Origin of the sequence: Pseudoroseomonas cervicalis ATCC 49957 (assembly GCF_000164635.1) — a bacterium.
Taxonomy (GTDB): domain Bacteria; phylum Pseudomonadota; class Alphaproteobacteria; order Acetobacterales; family Acetobacteraceae; genus Pseudoroseomonas; species Pseudoroseomonas cervicalis.
Genome location: NZ_GG770778.1, coordinates 920,850 through 939,519, shown reverse-complemented (window position 1 = coordinate 939,519; position 18,670 = coordinate 920,850). Strand labels below are relative to the sequence as shown.

Here is an 18,670-nt window from a genome sequence, read left to right as displayed (position 1 = left end):
CCGCCCAGCCGCAGCGCGCCCGCGCCGCCCCGCCGGGCCAGGCCGCGCCAGTCGGGCGGCATCATGATGACCTCACTATTTCGTGATCGTAGCCTTCCGCCCCACCCCGCCGCAACAGGCGCCGTGCCTCCGGGCTTGCGCGCCGCCCGGCGATGCCGCACCTGGGGCGCATGAGCGATGCCATGCAGGTCTTCGACCGGTCCCTGGTGCGGCGGCGCCGCGAGCGCGCGGCCCCCGGCATCGACCGCGTCGCCCCGGTGCTGGAGGACGCGGCCGAGCGGCTGCTGGACCGGCTGGACGACACCACCCGCCGCTTCACCCGCGCCCTCGACCTCGGCGGGCGGGGCGTGGTGGCGCCGGCGCTGCGGGCGCGCGGGGTGGCGTGCGTCGTCTCCATGGACCTCGCCCCCGGCATGGCGCGGCGCGCCGGCGGCCTGCCGCTGGCGGGGGACGAGGAATGGCTGCCCTTCGCCCCCGGCAGCTTCGACCTGGTGGTGGCCAGCCTGTCGCTGCACTGGGTGAACGACCTGCCCGGCGCGCTGCTGCAGATCCGCCGGGCGATGGCGCCGGACGGGCTGTTCCTGGCCTCGCTGCCGGCGCTGGGCACGCTGCAGCCCCTGCGGGAAGCCCTGGCGGCGGCCGAATCCGGGCTGCGCGACGGGCTCAGCCCGCGCATCTCCCCCTTCCCCGAGCTGCGCGACGGCGCCGCCCTGCTGCAGCGCGCCGGCTTCGCCATGCCGGTGGCCGACCGCGAGCGCATCGGGCTGCGCTACCGCACGCCGCTCGCCCTGCTGCGCGATTTGCAGGCGGCGGGCGAGAGCAACGCGGTGCGCGCGCGCGACCCGCGCACCCCGCCGCGCGCCCTGTTCCCGCTGGCGCTCGGCGCCCTGCCGCGCGATGCCGAGGGGCTGCTGCCGGTGCCGCTGGAGCTGCTGACCCTGACCGGCTGGGCGCCCGGGCCGAACCAGCCGCAGCCGGCGCCGCGCGGCAGCGGCCAGGTGCCGCTGGCCACGGCGCTGGGCACGGTGGAGCACCGCAGCGGCGACAAGCCGCACTGAGCGCCAGACCCCCCACCCCGGCGTAGCCCTGATCCGCGCGCGCCGCGCCTTGCAACCGGGGCGCGGCCCGCGCATCTTCCCGCCCCATGGAACAATCGGGTGCCGAGGCGCGGCGGATCACGCTGCACGCGCCGGAAGATTTCGCGGGGATGCGTCGTGCCGGCCAGCTGGCCGCGGCGACGCTCGACATGATCACCCCGCATGTGAAGCCGGGTGTCACCACCGAGCGGCTGGACGATCTCTGCGACCAGTTCATCCGCGACCATGGCGCGGTCTCGGCCTGCCTGGGCTACCGGGGCTACCCGAAATCCACCTGCATCTCGATCAACCACGTGGTCTGCCACGGCATCCCGGGGCCGAAGGCGCTGCAGGATGGCGACATCCTGAACATCGACATCACCGTCATCCTGGATGGCTGGTATGGCGACACCAGCCGCATGTATGTGGCCGGCCAGGCCAGCACCAAGGCGCGCGTGCTGCTCGACGTCACCTATGAGAGCCTGCTGCGCGGCATCGCCGCGGTGAAGCCGGGCGCGCGGCTGGGCGATATCGGCCACGCCATCCAGAGCTATGTCGAGAAGCAGCGCTTCAGCGTGGTGCGCGATTTCTGCGGCCATGGCATCGGCCGCACCTTCCACGCCGCGCCGAACGTGCTGCATTTCGGCCGCCCCGGCGAGGGCGCGGTGCTGAAGCCCGGCATGTTCTTCACCATCGAGCCGATGGTGAACATCGGCAAGCCGGACGTGAAGGTGCTCGACGATGGCTGGACGGCGGTGACCCGCGACCGCAGCCTCTCCGCCCAGTTCGAGCACATGGTGGGCGTGACGGAGACCGGCTGCGAGGTGTTCACCCACTCCCCCGCCGGCCTGCACAAGCCGCCCTACGCAGGCTGAACCCCGCATGAGCCTCGCCCCGCTGCTGGCGGCACCCCTGGTGGTGCAGGCGCATGTGGCGGCGGCGCTCGGCGCCTTCCTGCTCGGGCTGCTGCAACTCTCCCGGCGCAAGGGCGGCGCCCCGCATCGCCATCTGGGCCGGAGCTGGGCGCTGCTGATGCTGGTCACCGCCCTGACCTCCTTCGGCATCACCGGCGTCGCCGCGCCGGGCCGCTATTCCTGGATCCACCTGCTCTCCCTGCTGGTCCTGGTCACCGTGCCGATGGCGGTGTTCGCCGCCCTGGCGGGCCGGATCACCACGCATCGCCGCGCCATGCTGGCGCTTTTCCTGCTGGCCCTGGTCGTCACCGGCGGCTTCACCCTGCTGCCAGGCCGGCTGATGCACCAGATGGTGTTCGGCACACCCTGAGCGCTCTTCGCTGGACAACCCGCCCCCGCCCCGCTCAACCTTGCGGCGAGGGAGGATGTCGCATGCGCAAGATGCGCGGCATGGCGGAGGCGGCCATCGGCCTGCCGACGCTGATCGAGCTTGACGGCGCGCCGGTGCCGCGGCCGCTGGCCTCCGCCGCCGAGGGCCACCGCGCCCGCATGCGCGCGCGGCTGCTCCAGGCCGGCCCCGACGCCCTGGCCGACCATGAGCTGATCGAGATGCTGCTCTTCCTGGCCCTGCCGCGGCGCGACACCAAGCCGGTGGCGCGCGCCCTGCTGGCGCGCTTCGGCAGCTTCGCCAACGCCCTCGCCGCCCCCGCCACCGAGCTGCGCCAGGTGGAGGGCCTGGGCGAGGCCGGCATCGCCGCGCTGAAGACCGCCCAGGCCGCCGCGCTGCGCCTGATGCGGGCCGAGGTGATGGACCAGCCCGTGCTGAACAACTGGGAGAAGCTGACCGGCTATCTCAACGCCGCCCTGGCGCGGGAGCGGGTGGAGCAGTTCCGCATCCTGTTCCTCGACAGCCGCAACCGCCTGATCGCCGACGAGGCCCAGGCGCGCGGCACGGTCAACCACACGCCCGTCTACCCGCGCGAGGTGGTGAAGCGCTGCCTGGAGCTGCAGGCCACCGCGCTGATCCTGGTCCACAACCACCCGAGCGGCGACCCCACCCCCAGCGCCGCCGATATCGAGATGACCGCCGAGATCCGCGCCGCCGCCGCCACGCTGGGCATCGCGCTGCACGACCATCTGATCGTGGGGAATGGGCGGCACCTGTCGTTCAGGGCGACAGGGTTGTTGTAGGATAAAAGAAAATTGTTCTTTTTGAAAAAAGAACCAAAAACTTTCTTTCAGTTGGCGCCCCGCTGATGGCCTGAGGCGGGACACCAAACTGAAAGAAGTCTTTTTTCTTCTTTTTCTTCAGAAAAAGAAGATTCTTAAATACTTAAAATTTCTCAGACGACCGGCGGCACCCCCGCCTCGCGCAGCGCCGTCTGCTGCCGCTCGGCCAGCGCATCGGCGTCGAAGCCCTCGATCAGCTCGTTGAACAGCCGGTGCCAGTTCAGCCGCGCGTTCAGCCGCAGGAAGGCGCTGCCCAGCCCGACCGCGCCCCGGTCCACCAGCACGAACTCCCGTGGCGGCCGCACGCCGCCGGTGCGCTTCAGCCCGGCATGCACCTCGGCCGCGACCTTGCGGCCGAAATCCGGGTCGTCATTCTCCTGGATCGGCCGCACCCGGTCATCCAGCAGCGGCTCGTGCAGGAACTTCGCCCAGAGGCCCAGCACCTCCATCTTCTCCTTCGAGAGATCGGTGAAGCCCCAGATGCGGTAGGCCTCGGCCGCCTTCTCGTCATCCTGGTCGCGCAGCGCCTCATAGAGCATGACCACGCCGCGCAGGAAGCTGGAGGGGAAGACCCGGATGGCGCCGTAGTCGAGCAGGTTGATACCCGCCGGGCTGTGCTCGGTCGGCTGCCGCACCTGGTAGTTGCCCAGATGCGGGTCGCCATGGATCACGCCATAGCGGTAGAAGGGAACGTACCAGGCGCGGAACAGCGCGGTGGCATAGGCATTCCGCTCCTCCTGCGAGGGGTCCTCGGCCAGGCGGTCGAGGATCGGGCGGCCATCCAGCCAGCTCATGGTCAGCAGCCGCTTGCTGCAATAGCCCTCGATCGGCTCGGGCGTGCGCACCGTCGGCTCATCGGCCAGCATGCGGCGGTAGAGCCGCATCTGCGCCGCCTCGCGCTCGTAATCCAGCTCCTCGCGCAGCCGGTCGCACAGCTCGACATAGACGTCGTCATGCTGAATGGCGTCGTCCATCCGGGCGAAGACGTTCATGGCAAGCTTCAGCTGGCGGAGATCGGCCTCCACCACGCTCGGCATGTCCGGGTATTGCAGCTTGCAGGCGACCAGGCGGCCATCCGGCAGGGTGGCGCGATGCACCTGCCCCAGGCTGGCCGCCGCCGCCGCCTCCTGACCAAAGCTGGCGAAGCGGCTCTGCCAGTCGGGGCCCAGCTCGCTCGCCATGCGGCGGCGGACGAAGGCCCAGCCCATCGGCGGGGCGTTGGCCTGCAGCGCCGCCAGCTCCTTGGCGTATTCCGGCGGCAGGGCGTTGGGGATGGTGGTCAGGAACTGCGCCACCTTCATCAGCGGGCCCTTCAGCCCGCCCAGCACCGCCTTCAGGTCGCCGGCATGCACCGCCCGGTCGGTCTTGATGCCGAGGAAACGCTCCCCCGCCACGCGGGCGGCGATGCCGCCCACCGCGCCAGAGGTGCGCGCCATCCGCCGCAGCTCACCGAAGAGGGAACTGCCCTCGCGCTCCTCAGCCATCCTCGCGCTCCAATTCATCGATAAAGCCGGCGATGACGTTCAGGCCCTTGTGCCAGAAGGCGGGGTCCGAGGCGTCGAGCCCGAATGGCGCCAGCAGTTCCTTGTGCCGCAGCGTGCCACCGGCCTTCAGCAGCTCCAGGTACTTGGCCTGGAAGTCCTTCACCCCACCCTCCTGGAACACGCCGTAGAGCGCGTTCACCAGGCAGTCGCCGAAGGCGTAGGCGTAGACATAGAAGGGCGTGTGGATGAAGTGCGGGATGTAGGACCAGTAGATCTCGTAATCCGGCGTGAACTCGAAGGCCGGGCCGAGGCTCTCCACCTGCACCCGCATCCACAGCGCGCCGATCTCCTCGCGCGACAGCTCGCCCTTGCGGCGGGCGTCGTGCAGCAGGGTCTCGAAGCGGTAGAAGGCGATCTGCCGGACCACCGTGTTCAGCATGTCCTCGACCTTGCCGGCCAGCAGGGCGCGGCGCCGCTTCGGGTCGGTCTCGGCATCCAGCACGGCGCGGAAGGTCAGCATCTCGCCGAACACCGAGGCCGTCTCGGCGAGCGTCAGCGGCGTGCCGGACATCAGGTAGCCCTGCTTCGCCGCCAGCACCTGGTGGACGCCATGGCCCAGCTCATGCGCCAGCGTCATCACGTCGCGCGACTTGCCGTGGTAGTTCAGCAGCAGATAGGGATGGGCCGAGGGCACGGTGGGGTGGGCGAAGGCACCGCCCGACTTGCCGGGGCGCAGCGCCGCGTCGATCCAGGGCTTGTCGAAGAATTCCTTGCCGATCCGCCCCAGCTCCGGGCTGAAGGCGCTGTAGGCGGAGAGCACGCGGTCGCGCGCCGCGTCCCAGGGGATCTGGCTGTCATCCTCGGCCGGCAGGGGGGCGTTGCGGTCCCAGTGCTGCAGCTTGGGCAGGCCCAGCCACTTGGCCTTCATGGCGTAGTAGCGGTGCGACAGCGCCGGGAAGCTCGCGACCACCGCGTCCACCAGCGCGTCCACCACCGCATCCTCGACCATGTTGGCGCGGTTGCGGCTGCTGCCGGGGCGCGGATAGTGGCGCCAGCCGTCGATGATCTCCTTGTCCTTGGCGAGGGTGTTGGTGATCAGGGTGAACAGCCGCGCCTTCTCGCCGAACGCCGCCGAGACGCCCCTGGCCGCCGCCTCGCGCACCGAGCGGTCGCGGTCGGACAGCTTGTTCAGCGCGCCGGAGACGTTCAGCACCTCCTCGCCGACCTTGACCTCCATGCCGGCGACGGTCTCGTCGAACAGGCGGTTCCAGGCGGCGCGGCCGGTCACCTCCTTCTCGTGCAGCAGGCGCTCCACCTCGTCGGAGAGCTGGTGCGGGCGGAACACGCGCAGGTCGCGCAGGAAAGGCCGGTACCGGGCCAGCGCACGGGAAGAAAACTTCTTCTCCAGCACCGCCTCGTCGAGCTTGTTCAGCTCCAGGCTGAAGAACAGGGTGTGGCTGGAGATCGCCGTCACCCGCTCCTGCATGGTCTGGTAGAAGCGGCCATTGGCGGCGTCTTGCGCATCGCCGGCGAAGACCAGCGAGGCATAGGACATCACCCGGCCCAGCACCTCCTCGATCCGCTCATAGGCGGCGATGGCCTCGGCCAGGGCGTCGCCGGACATTTTTTCGAGTTTGCCGGCATGGGCCTCGTGGAAGGCGCGCGCCTCGGCCTCCACGCGGGCAAGGTCGGCTTCCAGCCGCGGGTCGCCAGAGCCGGCATAGAGATCGGACAGATCCCAGACCGGGAGCGCCCCGGCCTCACCGCTCCCGCCCTGGCGGGCGGCCGTGTCATGGGAGGCGGGGAGAAGATGGGTCAGCTGCACGGGACGCCTTGCGGTTGTGGTTCTGCTCCACCCGATATAAGCCCCTGGGCGGGCAGGCCAAGCGCCCCCCTGCCCGATCCTGCGCCGCGGCCCGCCCGCCGCGCGGGTTTTGCCCGCCAGGCCGGCAGCAGACCGGCCCTCAACGCTTCCCCCCGGCCCGGCGCCGGGCGGCGACTGCCCTGGCCCGGCGCGATGCCGGCCACCCCGCCGTTTCCAGAGGACACCGCGCCCCCGATGCCCGCTGAGGAAAACTGGACCAGCCTGCCCGCCCTGATCCTGGGCCAGGCCCGCTCACGGCCCGACCGGCCGATGCTGCGCTACTGGCGCGGCGGCGCCTGGCGCAGCCTGAGCTGGGCGGAGTTCGCCCTGCAGGTGGCCTCGGCCGCCGCCGGCCTGCGGGCGCGCGGCATCTGCCCCGGCGACCGCGTGCTGCTGGTGGCGGAGAACCGCCCCGAATTCCTGGTGGCGGACATGGCGCTGATGGCGATCGGCGCCGTCACCGTGCCCGGCTACACCACCAACACGCTCGCCGACCACGCGCATCTGATCCGCGATTCCGGCGCCCGCGCCGCCATCGTCTCCACCGCCCGGCTGGCCCAAAGCGTGGGCGAGGCCGCCGGCATCGGCGGGCTCGACCTGCTGGTCTGCATGGAGGACAGCACGGGCAGCACGCCCTGGTCGGCGCTGGCGGAGACGCGCGGCGACCTCGCCATGCTCTATGCCGAGGTGGAGCAGATCCCGGCCGGGCGGCTGGCCTGCCTGATCTACACCTCCGGCACCGGCGGCCCGCCCAAGGGGGTGATGCTGCCGCACCGCGCCATGCTGGCCAACCGCCGCGGCATCACCGACTTCATCCGCAGGCTGAACCTGCCGCAGGACGCCTGCTATCTCTCCTTCCTGCCGCTCAGCCACGCCTATGAGCACACGGTGATCTACCTGCTGTGCTCCTTCGGGCTGGAGGTGGTGTTCAGCCGCGGCGCCGAGAAGCTTTCGGCCGAACTCGGAGAAATCCGCCCGCATGTGCTGACCGCCGTGCCGCGGCTGTTCGAGGTGCTGCGCGCCCGGCTGCTGGCCGGGCTGGAGAAGCAGTCCAGCCTGAAGCGCGAGCTGTTCGAGCGCACCCGCCGCATCGGGCTGAAGCGGCTGGAGGGCGAGCCGCTCTCCCTGGCCGAGCGGCTGCAGGACCCGCTGCTGGACCGGCTGGTGCGCGCCCAGGTGCGCGGCCGCTTCGGCGGAAGGCTGGTCGCCATGGTCTCGGGCGGCGCGCGGCTGGACCCGGACCTGTCGGGCTTCTTCATGGCGCTCGGCCTGCCGGTGCTGCAGGGCTACGGCCAGACCGAGGCCGGGCCGGTGATCAGCGTCAATGTCCCCTGGGACAATGACCGGCGCTCGGTCGGCCGCCCCCTGCCCGGCGTCACGCTCCGCATCGCCGAGGATGGCGAGGTGCTGGTGCGCGGCGATCTGGTGATGGATGGCTACTGGAACCAGCCCGAGGCCACGGCGCAGTCGGTGCGCCCCCTGCCGGATGGCGAGGAAGGCTGGCTGCACACCGGCGATGTGGGCGAGCTGGTCGAGGGCCGCCTGCGCATCACCGACCGCAAGCGCGACTTCATCAAGACGCTGGGCGGCGAGATGGTCAGCCCCGCCCGGCTGGAAAGCCTGCTGATGGCCGAGCCGGAGATCGCCCAGGCGGTGGTGGCTGGCGAGGGCCGCCCGGCGCTGAGCGCCCTGCTGGTGCCGGCCGACAAGCAGGATGAGCCGGCGGTGGCGGCCGCGCTGCGGCGGGTGAACGGCAAATTGTCGGGGGTGGAGCGGATCCGGCATTTCGCGCTGGTGCCGCCCTTCACCGTGGAGAACGGCCAGATGACGCCCACCATGAAGGTCAAGCGGCGCATCGTGCTGCAGGAGCACGCGGCGCAGCTTGCCCGGCTCTACGACTGATCCGTCTTTCAGGGGAGGTGTCCGGGCGGCGTTGCCGCCCGGTGGCGGGCGGTGCGCCCGCTTTGGCCGGATGAGAGTTCCGGCCCTCGCCAGGCGGCCATGCCGCCTGGGCGCCACGCGCTGCGGGCCCTGCCCGCAGGACGCCGGCTCAGCCGATGATGTCGAGCACCAGTTGGCGGATCTCGGCCTGGGACAGGCCGGCCGTGAGCGCCTGCTGCGACAGCGCCGGCGACGCCACGGACGGGCGGGACTGGGACACCGCGGGCGCCGCGCTGATCGCGAGCTGGGCCGGGGTGGGGATGGGATGGGTCAGGTACATATCTTTCTCCGGGACGTGGTGCCTGATCGGCGCCACCCGGTCACGTCGTTGGGTTGTCAGGGTATTCGCGAGCGTGGCCGGTCTCATGCCGGCCAACAACGCGATGCGGGGCAAAGGGTTGCAGGAACTTCCTGCGACGATGCCACCGCTCTGGCGGGTCTCGCCTGCCGGGCCGCATGGCCCAGGGCGGGCCTTCCGACCGCCAGGCACATCAGATAGGCGCATCCGCCGCCGGTTACAACCCCTGGTTTTCGGCCACCGCCGCGCCCTCGACCCTGGGGCGCGGCGGCGGTGGCTCAGGGCTGCGCCGCCTCGGCCTCCTTGCGGTCGATGGCGGCATCCTCCGCCACCGCCACCAGTGTGGTGGTGACCGGCTGCACCGGCATCACCAGGAAGCTCTCCTTCTCCTGCGGCGCGGCGCGGCGGCGCATGCGCCACAGCCCCCAGCCGGCGATGCCGGCCTGGGCGGAGAGGATCAGCCAGCCCAGCCCGGCATTGCCCAGCCAGGACATGGCGAAGCCGCCCAGCACCGGGCCGAGGGCGGAGCCGGCGCCCCACAGGATCAGCAGCCCGCCCGAGGCGGCGGCGAAGCCACCGGGCGGCACATGGTCGTTCACATGCGCCAGCACCAGGCTGTAGGTCGGGATCACCAGCGCGCCGAACAGCGCCACCAGGCTCAGGGTCAGCCAGGTCGGCGGGTGGTCGGGCACCAGCAGCACCATGGCCAGCAGCGCCCCGGCGGCCACCAGCGTCAGCCCGACGATCAGCCCGCGCCGGTCGATGCGGTCGGACAGCCAGCCCATCGGCCAGGTGGCGATGAAGCCGCCCAGCGAGCCGCAGGCCATGAACACCGCCACCTGCCCCGCCGGCAGCCCCAGCCGCTGCGCGAACAATGGCCCGAGCGAGTAGTAGGAGGCGGTGCTGACCCCCACCAGGAAGGCCGCCACCACGCCGAAGGGCGACAGCGCGTAGAGCCAGCGCAGGTCGAGCCGCCGCGCCTCCCCGCCCGGATCGGCCGGCGCCTGGGCGCGCGACAGCACCACCGGGACCAGCGCGAAGGAGATGATCATCGAGATCAGGCAGAACAGCACGAAGCCGCGCGGGCTGGCCGCGGTCAGCAGCATCTGCCCGGCGACGCCGGCGATCATGCCGGTCATGCCGTAGATGCTGAGCAGCTGGCCGCGCACGGCGGTGGAGGCGGCGCCGTTCAGCCAGCTCTCGACCACGATGAACAGCCCGGCGAAGCAGAAGCCGGTCAGCGCCCGCCCCAGCGGCCAGAGCCAGGGATCGACCAGCATCAGGTGCAGCAGCGGCACCGAGGAGGCGATGGCCGCCAGCGCCGCGAAGGCGCGGGTATGGCCCACCGCTTGCACCAGCCGTTCGCCGCGCAGCGACCCCGCCATCAGCCCCAGATAGAAGCCGCTGCCGACCAGGCCGATCTCGGTGGCGCTGAACCCCTCCAGCCCGCCGCGCACGGTGAGCAGGGAGGATTGCAGCGTGTTGCCCATCTGCAGCAGCGCATAGCCGAACAGCAGGGCAAAGACGGTGGCGAGGGTGCTGGCGAGGGGGGTGGCGCGCAAGGGCAGACTCCGGCGCTCGGGATGGACCAGCCGGCGATGGAGAGGCTGCGGCCGGGCGGGCCGGCGGCAGGCCGGGCCTGCCGGGCAAGAAAGAGCGGCGGCCCGCCCGGTTCAAGCCCCGCCGGGGTGACAGAAACTTGTCCAGGGCCCGGCGGAAACACCGGCGGGCCACGGCGGGCGGGGCGGACCCCGCCCCGCCGCATCACATGCCGAGGGCGCGGCGGTAGAGGTCGAGCAGCGTCTCCTGCTCCTCCACCTCGGCCGGCTCCTGCTTGCGCAGGCGGATGATCTGGCGGATCACCTTGACCTCGAAGCCGGCCGACTTCGCCTCGGCGAAGATGTCCTTGATGTCGTCGGCGAGCGCCTTGCGCTCCTCCTCCAGCCGCTCCACCCGCTCGATGATCGAGCGCAGCCGGTCCGCGGCGATGCCGCCGACCTCGGTGTCCTGTTCCTCGTGTTCCGCCGCGTCGGACATCAAGCCGCTCCGTAAGTTCCAGCGGCAAGCCCTTGGCCCACCGCGCGTTTTCCCCCAGGCCGATCATGCCCGCCCGGGGGCCGAGGCGGCGGGGTATAGCGCGGCCGGCGCCGGTTCCTCAATGGCGCAGTCGGGGGCGGGCCGGCGCCCGCCCGTCCCTGGCTCAGTGGCCGGGGTTCTGCGCGGCGAACTTCGCCTTCTGCTCCGGCGTCGCCTCCTTCTGGTGCTTCGCCTGCCACTCCTTGTAGGGCATGCCATAGACGATCTCCCGCGCCGCCGGGTCCGGCAGGGCGATGCCACGCGTCTCGGCGGCCTCGCGGTACCAGCGGCTGAGGCAGTTGCGGCAGAAGCCGGCCAGGTTCATCAGGTCGATATTCTGCACGTCGCTGCGCTCGCGCAGATGCTCGACCAGGCGGCGGAAGGCGGCGGCCTCCAGCTCGGTGCGGGTGGCGGCGTCGATCTCAGGGGTCATGGCTCTGGCTCTCCTTGGCTGCCCTCAAATTGGGGTGGGAGGGGCATGGCTGCCAAGCACCCCTGCCCTTCGCCCTGCCCGCTCCCCATATCGGACCCGACCCGCCGGCCGCCGCGCCGGCCCCGCCTTCGCACCCCCTGTGGGAGCCACGCCTGATGATCCGCTATTCCGTCCTCGACCTCGCCCCGATCAAGCAGGGCGAGGAAGCCGCCGACGCCTTCCATCATTCCCGCGAACTGGCCCAGCATGCCGAGGCGCTCGGCTATCACCGCTTCTGGCTGGCCGAGCACCACAACATGCCCGGCATCGCCAGCGCCGCCACCGCCGTGGTGATCGGCCATGTGGCGGCCGGCACCCGCAGCATCCGCGTGGGCTCGGGCGGCATCATGCTGCCCAACCACGCGCCGCTGATGGTGGCCGAGCAGTTCGGCACGCTGAACGCGCTCTTCCCCGGGCGTATCGATCTCGGCCTCGGCCGCGCCCCCGGCACCGACATGCGCACCGCGCGGGCGCTGCGCCGCAACCTCTCCGGCGAGGCCGACAGCTTCCCGCAGGATGTGGTGGAGTTGCAGCAATGGTTCGCCCCGGCGCGGGAGGGCCAGCCGGTGCGCGCCGTGCCCGGCGCCGGCATGGAGATCCCGATCTGGCTGCTCGGCTCCAGCCTGTATTCGGCGCAGCTGGCGGCCGCGCTCGGCCTGCCCTTCGCCTTCGCCTCGCATTTCGCGCCGCAGGCGATGCTGCAGGCGCTGGAGATCTACCGCGAGGGCTTCCGCCCCTCGGCGCAACTGGAAAAACCCTACAGCATGGCGGCGATGAACCTCTTCGCCGCCGAGAGTGATGAAGAAGGCGCGCGCCTCTTCACCTCGCTGCAGCAGCAATTCCTCAACCTGCGGCGCGGCACGCCCGGCAAGCTGCCGCCCCCGGCCGAGGACGTGCCCGCCCTGCAGCGCGAGGCCGAATGGGCCGGCGTGGGCAATTCGCTGTCCTGCTCCGCGGTCGGCAGCCGGGAGACGGTGAAGCGCCAGATCGCCGAATTCCTGGAACGCACCCAGGTGGACGAGCTGATGCTGACCGGCATGATCTATGACCACGACGCCCGGCTGCGCTCCTACAGCATCGGCGCCGAGGTATGCCGGGAGCTGATCCGGGAGCCGGTGGCCTGCTAAGGCGAAGCCAGAATCAAAAAACGCAGGGGAATGAATTCCCCTGCACCCCTTCTTTTTTCTGTCGGCTGCCGGTCATGGCCGAGACGGCGGCCGCTTCACTCCGCCGGGTCGCTCCGGCCCAGGGCATCGTCCCGCCTGGCCGGGAGACGGCGGCAGCCTGAAGGAAAGGGGGAAGAATTCATTCTTCCCCCAGCCTTTTCGGCCTTTAAGAGTTCCCCGACAGGTAATCCATCGCCGCCTTCACGCCGCCCGGCTGGTGTGGCACGCCGGCGATGCGCAGCCCCATCTCGACGCCGCTCAGCGTGCCCATCAGCGCCAGGTCGTTGAAATCGCCCAGATGGCCGATGCGGAACACCCGGTCGTTCAGCCGGCCCAGGCCATTGCCCAGGCTCATGTTGAACTTCGCCAGGATGGCGGCGCGCAGCGCGTTGGCCGAATGCCCCTCCGGCAGCCGCACCGCGGTCAGCGCCGAGGAATAGTGGCGCGGATCCTCGCACTGCACCTCGAGGCCCCAGGCGCGCACGGCGCGGCGGGTGGCCTCGGCGTGGCGGTCATGACGGGCAAAGACATTCTCCAGCCCCTCGGCCAGCAGCAGGTCCAGCGCCGTGTCCAGCGCGTAGAGCATGTTGGTGGCCGGGGTGTAGGGGAAGTAGCCGGTGGCGTTGGAGGCCAGCATCGGCTTCCAGTCCCAGAAGCTGCGCGGCAGCTTGGCGCTCTCCGACGCCTTCAGCGCCTTCGGGCTGATGGCGTTGAAGGACAGGCCGGGCGGCAGCATCAGCCCCTTCTGGCTGCCGGCGATGGTGACGTCGACGCCCCATTCATCATGCCGGTAGTCGATGCTGCCGAGCGAGGAGATGGTGTCGACCAGCAGCAGCGCCGGGTGGCCGGCCTCGTCCAGCGCGGCGCGCACTTCGTCGATGCGGCTGGTGCAGCCGGTCGAGGTCTCGTTATGGACGACGCAGACCGCCTTGATGGCGTGGCCGGTGTCGGCGCGCAGCTTGGCGGCGATGCCGGGCACGTCCACCGCGCGGCGCCAATCGGTCTGGATCAGCTCGGGCTTCAGCCCCAGCCGCTCGGCCATCTCGCGCCAGAGGAAGGCGAACTGCCCCGTCTCGCACATCAGCACCGTGTCGCCGGGGGAGAGGGTGTTGACCAGCGCCGCTTCCCAGGCGCCGGTGCCGGAGGCGGGGTAGATGATCACCGGCTGGGTGGTCTTGAAGACCGCCTTGACCTTTTCCAGGATCTGCGCGCCCAGCAGCCCGAAATCCGGGCCGCGATGGTCCATGGTCGGATTGTCCAGCGCCCGCAGCACCTTGTCCGGCACATTGGTCGGGCCGGGGATCTGCAGGAAATGCCGGCCGGCGGTCGGCTTGGACTGGAAATAGGCCATGGATCTCTCCTCCCCTCGGGGTTCTGGCGATGGTCTTACGGGCCGTCCCATGTCCCGCGCCAATGAGTTCGCCTTGTCGGATTGATGAGCATTATAGATCGGACAGGGAAGCGCGCCCGCGCTAGGGTCGCGCCGGGACGACACACGCCAGGATTGCCGCATGAACGCCATCCATCACGCGAAGCATCGGCCGGGGGACAGCGCCCTGGCGGCGCGGCTGCGGCGCGAGACCGAGGGGGAGGTGAAATTCGCCCCCGCCGATCGCGGCCGCTACGCCACCGATGCCAGCATCTATCAGATGGAGCCGATCGGCGTCCTGGTGCCGAAGACCATCGCCGATGTCGAGGCCGCCATGGCGATCTGCCGGGCGGAGGGCGTGCCGGTGCTTCCGCGCGGCGGCGGCACCAGCCAGTGCGGCCAGACGGTGAACCGCGCCTTGGTGCTGGACTGCACCAAGCATCTGCGCCGCGTGCTGGAAGTGGACGAGGCCGCCGGCACCGCCTGGGTCGAGCCCGGCATCACCCTCGGCGCCCTGAACGACAGCCTGAAGAGCCGGAAGAAATTTTTCCCGGTCGATCCCTCCACCTGGGCGCGCTGCACCATTGGCGGCATGGCCGGCAACAATTCCTGCGGCAGTAAGTCGATCCGCTACGGGCTGATGGCGGACAACGTCCTGGCGGTGGACGCCATCCTGCCGGACGGCCAGCGCCATGTCTTCGGCGCGGCGCTGGAGGCGGGGGCTGAGACGCCGGAGAGCGTCGCCACCCTGCTGCGCGCGCTGGAGGCGCTGGGCACGCGCGAGGCGGCGGAGATCGCCGCGCGCTTCCCGAAGCAGCTGCGCCGTGTCGGCGGCTACAACATCGACGCGCTGACGCCGGAGGCGCGCGCCGCCGGGCGCGGCAACCTCGCGCGGCTGCTGGTGGGCAGCGAGGGGACCCTCGCCTTCTCCGCCGCGCTGCAACTGAAGCTGTCGCCGATCAAGCCGCGCAAGGTGCTGGGCATCTGCCAGTTCCCGAGCTTCCGCGCCGCCATGGCCGCCAGCGAGCATCTGGTGACGCTGAACCCCGAGGCGGTCGAGCTGGTCGACCGCACCATGATCGATCTCGGCCGGTCGATCCCGATCTACCGCGCCACCATCGACCGCATCGTGCTCGGCGAGCCGGACTCGCTGCTGATCGTCGAGTTCCATGGCGATGACGATGCCGCGCTGCTGCGCGAGCTCGACCGGCTGGACGAGATGATGGGCGATCTCGGCTATCCGGGCGCCGTGGTGCGCGCGACCGAGGCCGGGTTCCAGGCCGCCATCGCCGAGGTGCGCGAGGCCGGCCTCAACATCATGATGAGCATGAAGGGCGACGGGAAGCCGGTCTCCTTCATCGAGGACACGGCGGTCGACCTGCCCGACCTCGCCGACTACACCGAGCGGCTGAACGAAGTGTTCGAGCGGCACGGCACCAAGGGCACCTGGTACGCCCATGCCAGTGTCGGCTGCCTGCATGTCCGCCCCGTGCTGAACATGAAGGAGGGCGAGGATGTCGCGAAGATGCGCGCCATCGCGGAGGAATGCTTCGCGCTCGTCCGCGAATACAAGGGCAGCCATTCCGGCGAGCATGGCGACGGCATCGTCCGCAGCGAGTTCCACGAGGCGATGTTCGGCAGCCGCATCGTGCGCGCCTTCGAGGCGGTGAAGGACGCCTTCGACCCGGCCGGGCTGATGAACCCCGGCCGCGTGGTGCGCCCGCCGCGCATGGATGACCGCAGCCTGTTCCGCTACCCGCCCGACTACCGCGCCGATCCGGGTGTGACGCCGGCGCTGGACTGGTCCGCCTGGCCGGGGCCGCAGGGCGGTTTCCTCGGCGCGGTGGAGATGTGCAACAACAACGGCACCTGCCGGAAATTCGACGCCAATGTCATGTGCCCCTCCTACCGCGTCACGCGGGACGAGCAGCACCTGACGCGCGGCCGCGCCAACACGCTGCGCCTGGCGCTGACCGGGCAGCTCGGCCCCGACGCGCTGGCGGGCGAGGAGGTGGCGGAGGCGCTCTCCCTCTGTGTCTCCTGCAAGGGCTGCAAGCGCGAATGCCCGACCGGCGTCGACATGGCCAAGATGAAGATCGAGGTGCAGCACGCCCGCGCCCGCAAGCACGGCCTGTCGCTGAAGGACCGGCTGATCGCCACCCTGCCGCGCTGGGCGCCCTGGGCCAGCCGCGCCCCCTGGCTGCCGGCCTTGCGCGACCGCGTCCCCCTGCTGGCGAAGCTCTCCGAGCGGTTCCTGGGCCTCGCCGCCGGGCGCAGCCTGCCACATTTCAGCCCCCGCCCCTTCCGCGATGCCGAGGCGGCGACGGCCGGGCCGAAGCAGGAGGTGCTGCTCTTCGCCGACAGCTTCAACCGCTACATGGAGCCCGAGGTGCTGCGCGACGCCGTGCTGGTGCTGGGCCAGGCGGGCTACCGGGTGCGGCCGGCGCGCGCCGCCTCCGGCCGGCCGCTCTGCTGCGGCCGCTCCTACCTCGCCGCCGGCATGGTCGACCGCGCGCGGGAGGAGGCGCAGCGCACGCTGGAGGCGCTCTCCGCCAGCGACGCGCCGGTGATCGGCCTCGAACCCTCCTGCCTGACCACGCTGCGCGACGAATTCCTGTCCCTGTTGCCGGGCGAGGAGAGCCGCAAGCTGGCGGACCGCGCCCTGCTGCTGAGCGAGTTCCTGGCCAAGGAGGAGGGTCCGCTGCCGCTGCACGCCACCGGCACGGCGCGCGCGCATATCCACGGCCATTGCCACCAGAAGGCCTTCGGTGCCTTCCCCGCCGCCGTGCAGGTCCTGAGAAAAATCCCGGGGCTGGAGGTGACGCCGATCGCCTCCTCCTGCTGCGGCATGGCCGGCAGCTTCGGCTATGAGGCGAAGAACCTGGAGACCAGCAAGGCCATGGCCGAACTCTCCCTCATGCCCGCCATCCGCGCCGCCGGGGCGGATGAGGTCATCATCGCCGACGGCACCTCCTGCCGGCACCAGATCCGCGATCTCTCGGGCCGCACGGCGCTGCATTCGGTGCAGCTGCTGGCCCGCGCGCTGCGCCCGCAATGAGCGGCGGCGACATGGCGGCGGCGCGCGACATCCTGGCATTCTGGTTCCAGGGCGATGCGACGGTGATGCGCGAGGCCTGGTTCCGCCGCGACGACGCGTTCGACGAGAGCATCCGCCAGCGCTTCGGCGCGCTGGTGGTGCCGGCGCGGGAGGGCGCGCTGGATGGCTGGGCGGCGACGCCGGAGGGCACGCTGGCGCTGCTGATCCTGCTCGACCAGTTCCCGCGCAACCTGTTCCGCGGCAGCGCGGAGGCCTTCGCCAGCGATGCGCATGCCCGCGCCATCGCCCGCCGCGCCGTGCTGGAGCAGGGCCAGGACCACGCCTTGCACCCGGTCGAGCGCGTCTTCCTGTATCTGCCCTTCGAGCATTCGGAGGCGATGGCCGACCAGGACCTCTCCGTGGCGCTGTTCGAGGGGCTGCGCGACCATCCGCCGCATCGCGGCGCCGGGGGTGTCATCGACTATGCCTGGCGGCACCGGGTGGTGATCCGCCGATTCGGCCGCTTCCCGCATCGCAACGCCACCCTTGGCCGGGACAGCAGCGCCGCCGAGGCGGCCTATCTGGCGCAGCCGGGCGCGGGCTTCTGAGCCCGCGTTGCAGGGGTTTCGCTTCACAAAAACGTCACTGATGCCCCGCCCGGAGCGGCCGCGGTTCATCCCGCACTGCAGCGAATCGCCAGGAGCAGGCCGCGCAACCCCTGAAACGCCTGCGCATCGTTCGAAAAAATTGGCAAGGATAAAAGTCGCTTAGGAGCTACCCTTAAGGCGCGGAATCAACCCGGAGGCGCCACTGTGGCGATCCGGCCACAGGGGGGTCTCGTTGCGGCCCCAACCCGAAACTGCGTGGTGAAACTGTGGTTTTCCCCATGCCCGTCCACTGGGTTGCTAGGGAACAAACACATGTCATTCCGCCGCCTGCTGCTCGCAGCCACCATCCTCGCCACCCCGGCCGTCGCCATGGCCCAGGAAGCGTCCTCGCCCTGGTATTCCGGTTTCATGCCCAACCCCGCCGCGCAGCCGGTGACGGGTGTCTATATCGGTGCCGGCGCGGGCTGGAACCATTCCGACGCCCGCGGCCTGAACGCGCTGGGCGGCAATGGCTCCTACTTCGCCAACAACAACCGCAACCGCCAGGGCAATCTCGGCTTCGAGGAAGGCTTCGTCGGCGCCCTCTCGATCGGCTACGGCTTCGGCAACGGCTTCCGCACCGAGATCGAGGGCAATTACCGCTACAACAGCGTCGACCGCCTGGGCGGCTTCCAGGGCCGCGCCGGCGGGCCGGGCGTCGGCATGCGCGGCATCGACGGTGAGCAGCAGCAGTATGGCGTGATGGTCAACGCCTTCTACGACTTCCAGCTGCCGCGCTGGTTCCCCAACATGCCGGTCGCCATGGTGCCTTACATCGGCGGTGGCGTGGGCTGGATCTGGACCGATCTCGACGCGCGCGGCACGCAGATCAACGCCCCGGGCAACACGGTGCGCATCGACGACACGGTCGGCCAGTTCGCCTATCAGGGCATCGCCGGCGTGGCCTTCCCGATCGAGTCCGCCCCGGGCCTGTCGCTGACCCTCGAGTATCGCTACACCGGCGCGCTGCAGGGCCACTACAAGGGCCGCACCGTCGCCGCCAACGGCGCCACCGTGGGCAATGGCCGCTTCGAGGCCGACCAGCTGCACAACCACTCGGTGATGGTCGGCCTGCGCTACGCCTTCAACCAGCCGA

General features: G+C 70.8%; 16 protein-coding genes. 9 read left to right on the top strand and 7 right to left on the bottom strand.

Annotated features, from left to right (window positions below; translation table 11 throughout):
• Positions 1-152 precede the first annotated feature (152 nt).
• From HMPREF0731_RS11205 to radC, 4 genes are all read left to right on the top strand, one after another.
• Positions 153-1,058, top strand: a complete 906-nt coding sequence (locus tag HMPREF0731_RS11205) for a methyltransferase domain-containing protein (RefSeq protein WP_007004237.1) — start codon at positions 153-155, stop codon at positions 1,056-1,058.
• Positions 1,059-1,144: 86 nt separating this feature from the next.
• Positions 1,145-1,951: a type I methionyl aminopeptidase gene (map, locus tag HMPREF0731_RS11200; protein ID WP_007004236.1), complete on the top strand. Its 807-nt coding sequence runs from the start codon at positions 1,145-1,147 to the stop codon at positions 1,949-1,951.
• A 7-nt stretch (positions 1,952-1,958) separates the two neighbouring features.
• Positions 1,959-2,360, top strand: coding sequence for a DUF2306 domain-containing protein (locus HMPREF0731_RS11195; RefSeq protein WP_007004235.1), 402 nt, complete (start codon positions 1,959-1,961; stop codon positions 2,358-2,360).
• A gap of 62 nt (positions 2,361-2,422) precedes the next feature.
• Positions 2,423-3,181, top strand: a complete 759-nt coding sequence (gene radC / locus HMPREF0731_RS11190) for a RadC family protein (RefSeq protein WP_007004234.1) — start codon at positions 2,423-2,425, stop codon at positions 3,179-3,181.
• Positions 3,182-3,333: 152 nt separating this feature from the next.
• Here the strand turns inward: radC and HMPREF0731_RS11185 are convergent, their stop codons facing one another.
• Positions 3,334-4,704, bottom strand: coding sequence for an ABC1 kinase family protein (locus HMPREF0731_RS11185; RefSeq protein ID WP_007004233.1), 1,371 nt, complete (start codon positions 4,702-4,704; stop codon positions 3,334-3,336).
• Complete coding sequence (locus HMPREF0731_RS11180; protein WP_007004232.1) at positions 4,697-6,529, bottom strand: M3 family oligoendopeptidase; 1,833 nt, start codon at positions 6,527-6,529, stop codon at positions 4,697-4,699. The genes HMPREF0731_RS11185 and HMPREF0731_RS11180 overlap by 8 nt, the downstream gene beginning before the upstream one ends.
• Positions 6,530-6,763: 234 nt before the next feature.
• Here HMPREF0731_RS11180 and HMPREF0731_RS11175 point away from each other — a divergent pair, with 234 nt between their 5' ends.
• Positions 6,764-8,470, top strand: a complete 1,707-nt coding sequence (locus tag HMPREF0731_RS11175) for an AMP-dependent synthetase/ligase (protein ID WP_040612687.1) — start codon at positions 6,764-6,766, stop codon at positions 8,468-8,470.
• Positions 8,471-8,618: 148 nt separating this feature from the next.
• Here HMPREF0731_RS11175 and HMPREF0731_RS24240 read toward each other — a convergent pair whose 3' ends face one another.
• The 4 genes from HMPREF0731_RS24240 to HMPREF0731_RS11160 all read right to left on the bottom strand — a co-directional run bounded on the left by HMPREF0731_RS24240 (position 8,619) and on the right by HMPREF0731_RS11160 (position 11,316).
• Positions 8,619-8,789: a hypothetical protein gene (locus HMPREF0731_RS24240; RefSeq protein ID WP_007004230.1), complete on the bottom strand. Its 171-nt coding sequence runs from the start codon at positions 8,787-8,789 to the stop codon at positions 8,619-8,621.
• Positions 8,790-9,085: 296 nt separating this feature from the next.
• Positions 9,086-10,369: an MFS transporter gene (locus HMPREF0731_RS11170; protein WP_007004229.1), complete on the bottom strand. Its 1,284-nt coding sequence runs from the start codon at positions 10,367-10,369 to the stop codon at positions 9,086-9,088.
• Positions 10,370-10,571: 202 nt separating this feature from the next.
• Entirely contained in the window at positions 10,572-10,844 is a 273-nt protein-coding gene (locus HMPREF0731_RS11165) for a DUF2312 domain-containing protein (protein ID WP_007004228.1), read from the bottom strand.
• A gap of 163 nt (positions 10,845-11,007) precedes the next feature.
• Positions 11,008-11,316, bottom strand: coding sequence for a DUF1244 domain-containing protein (locus HMPREF0731_RS11160; RefSeq protein WP_007004227.1), 309 nt, complete (start codon positions 11,314-11,316; stop codon positions 11,008-11,010).
• A 155-nt stretch (positions 11,317-11,471) separates the two neighbouring features.
• Here HMPREF0731_RS11160 and HMPREF0731_RS11155 point away from each other — a divergent pair, with 155 nt between their 5' ends.
• The gene (locus tag HMPREF0731_RS11155; RefSeq protein WP_007004226.1) at positions 11,472-12,482 is read left to right on the top strand and encodes an LLM class flavin-dependent oxidoreductase; all 1,011 of its coding nucleotides are present in this window, start codon (positions 11,472-11,474) and stop codon (positions 12,480-12,482) included.
• A gap of 205 nt (positions 12,483-12,687) precedes the next feature.
• Here the strand turns inward: HMPREF0731_RS11155 and HMPREF0731_RS11150 are convergent, their stop codons facing one another.
• Positions 12,688-13,872 carry a pyridoxal-phosphate-dependent aminotransferase family protein gene (locus tag HMPREF0731_RS11150; protein ID WP_007004225.1) on the bottom strand — a complete coding sequence of 395 codons (1,185 nt, stop codon included), beginning with the start codon at positions 13,870-13,872 and terminating at the stop codon, positions 12,688-12,690.
• Positions 13,873-14,032: 160 nt separating this feature from the next.
• Between HMPREF0731_RS11150 and HMPREF0731_RS11145 the strand changes: the two genes are divergently transcribed.
• The 3 genes from HMPREF0731_RS11145 to HMPREF0731_RS11135 form a co-directional block, all read left to right on the top strand.
• A complete protein-coding gene (locus HMPREF0731_RS11145; RefSeq protein ID WP_007004224.1) occupies positions 14,033-16,948 on the top strand; it encodes an FAD-binding and (Fe-S)-binding domain-containing protein in 2,916 nt (971 codons plus the stop codon).
• A complete protein-coding gene (locus HMPREF0731_RS11140; protein ID WP_007004223.1) occupies positions 16,945-17,535 on the top strand; it encodes a DUF924 family protein in 591 nt (196 codons plus the stop codon). The genes HMPREF0731_RS11145 and HMPREF0731_RS11140 overlap by 4 nt, the downstream gene beginning before the upstream one ends.
• A 312-nt stretch (positions 17,536-17,847) precedes the next feature.
• Positions 17,848-18,670 (top strand): outer membrane protein (locus tag HMPREF0731_RS11135; protein WP_007004222.1); only part of this gene is annotated, 823 nt, incomplete at its 3' end.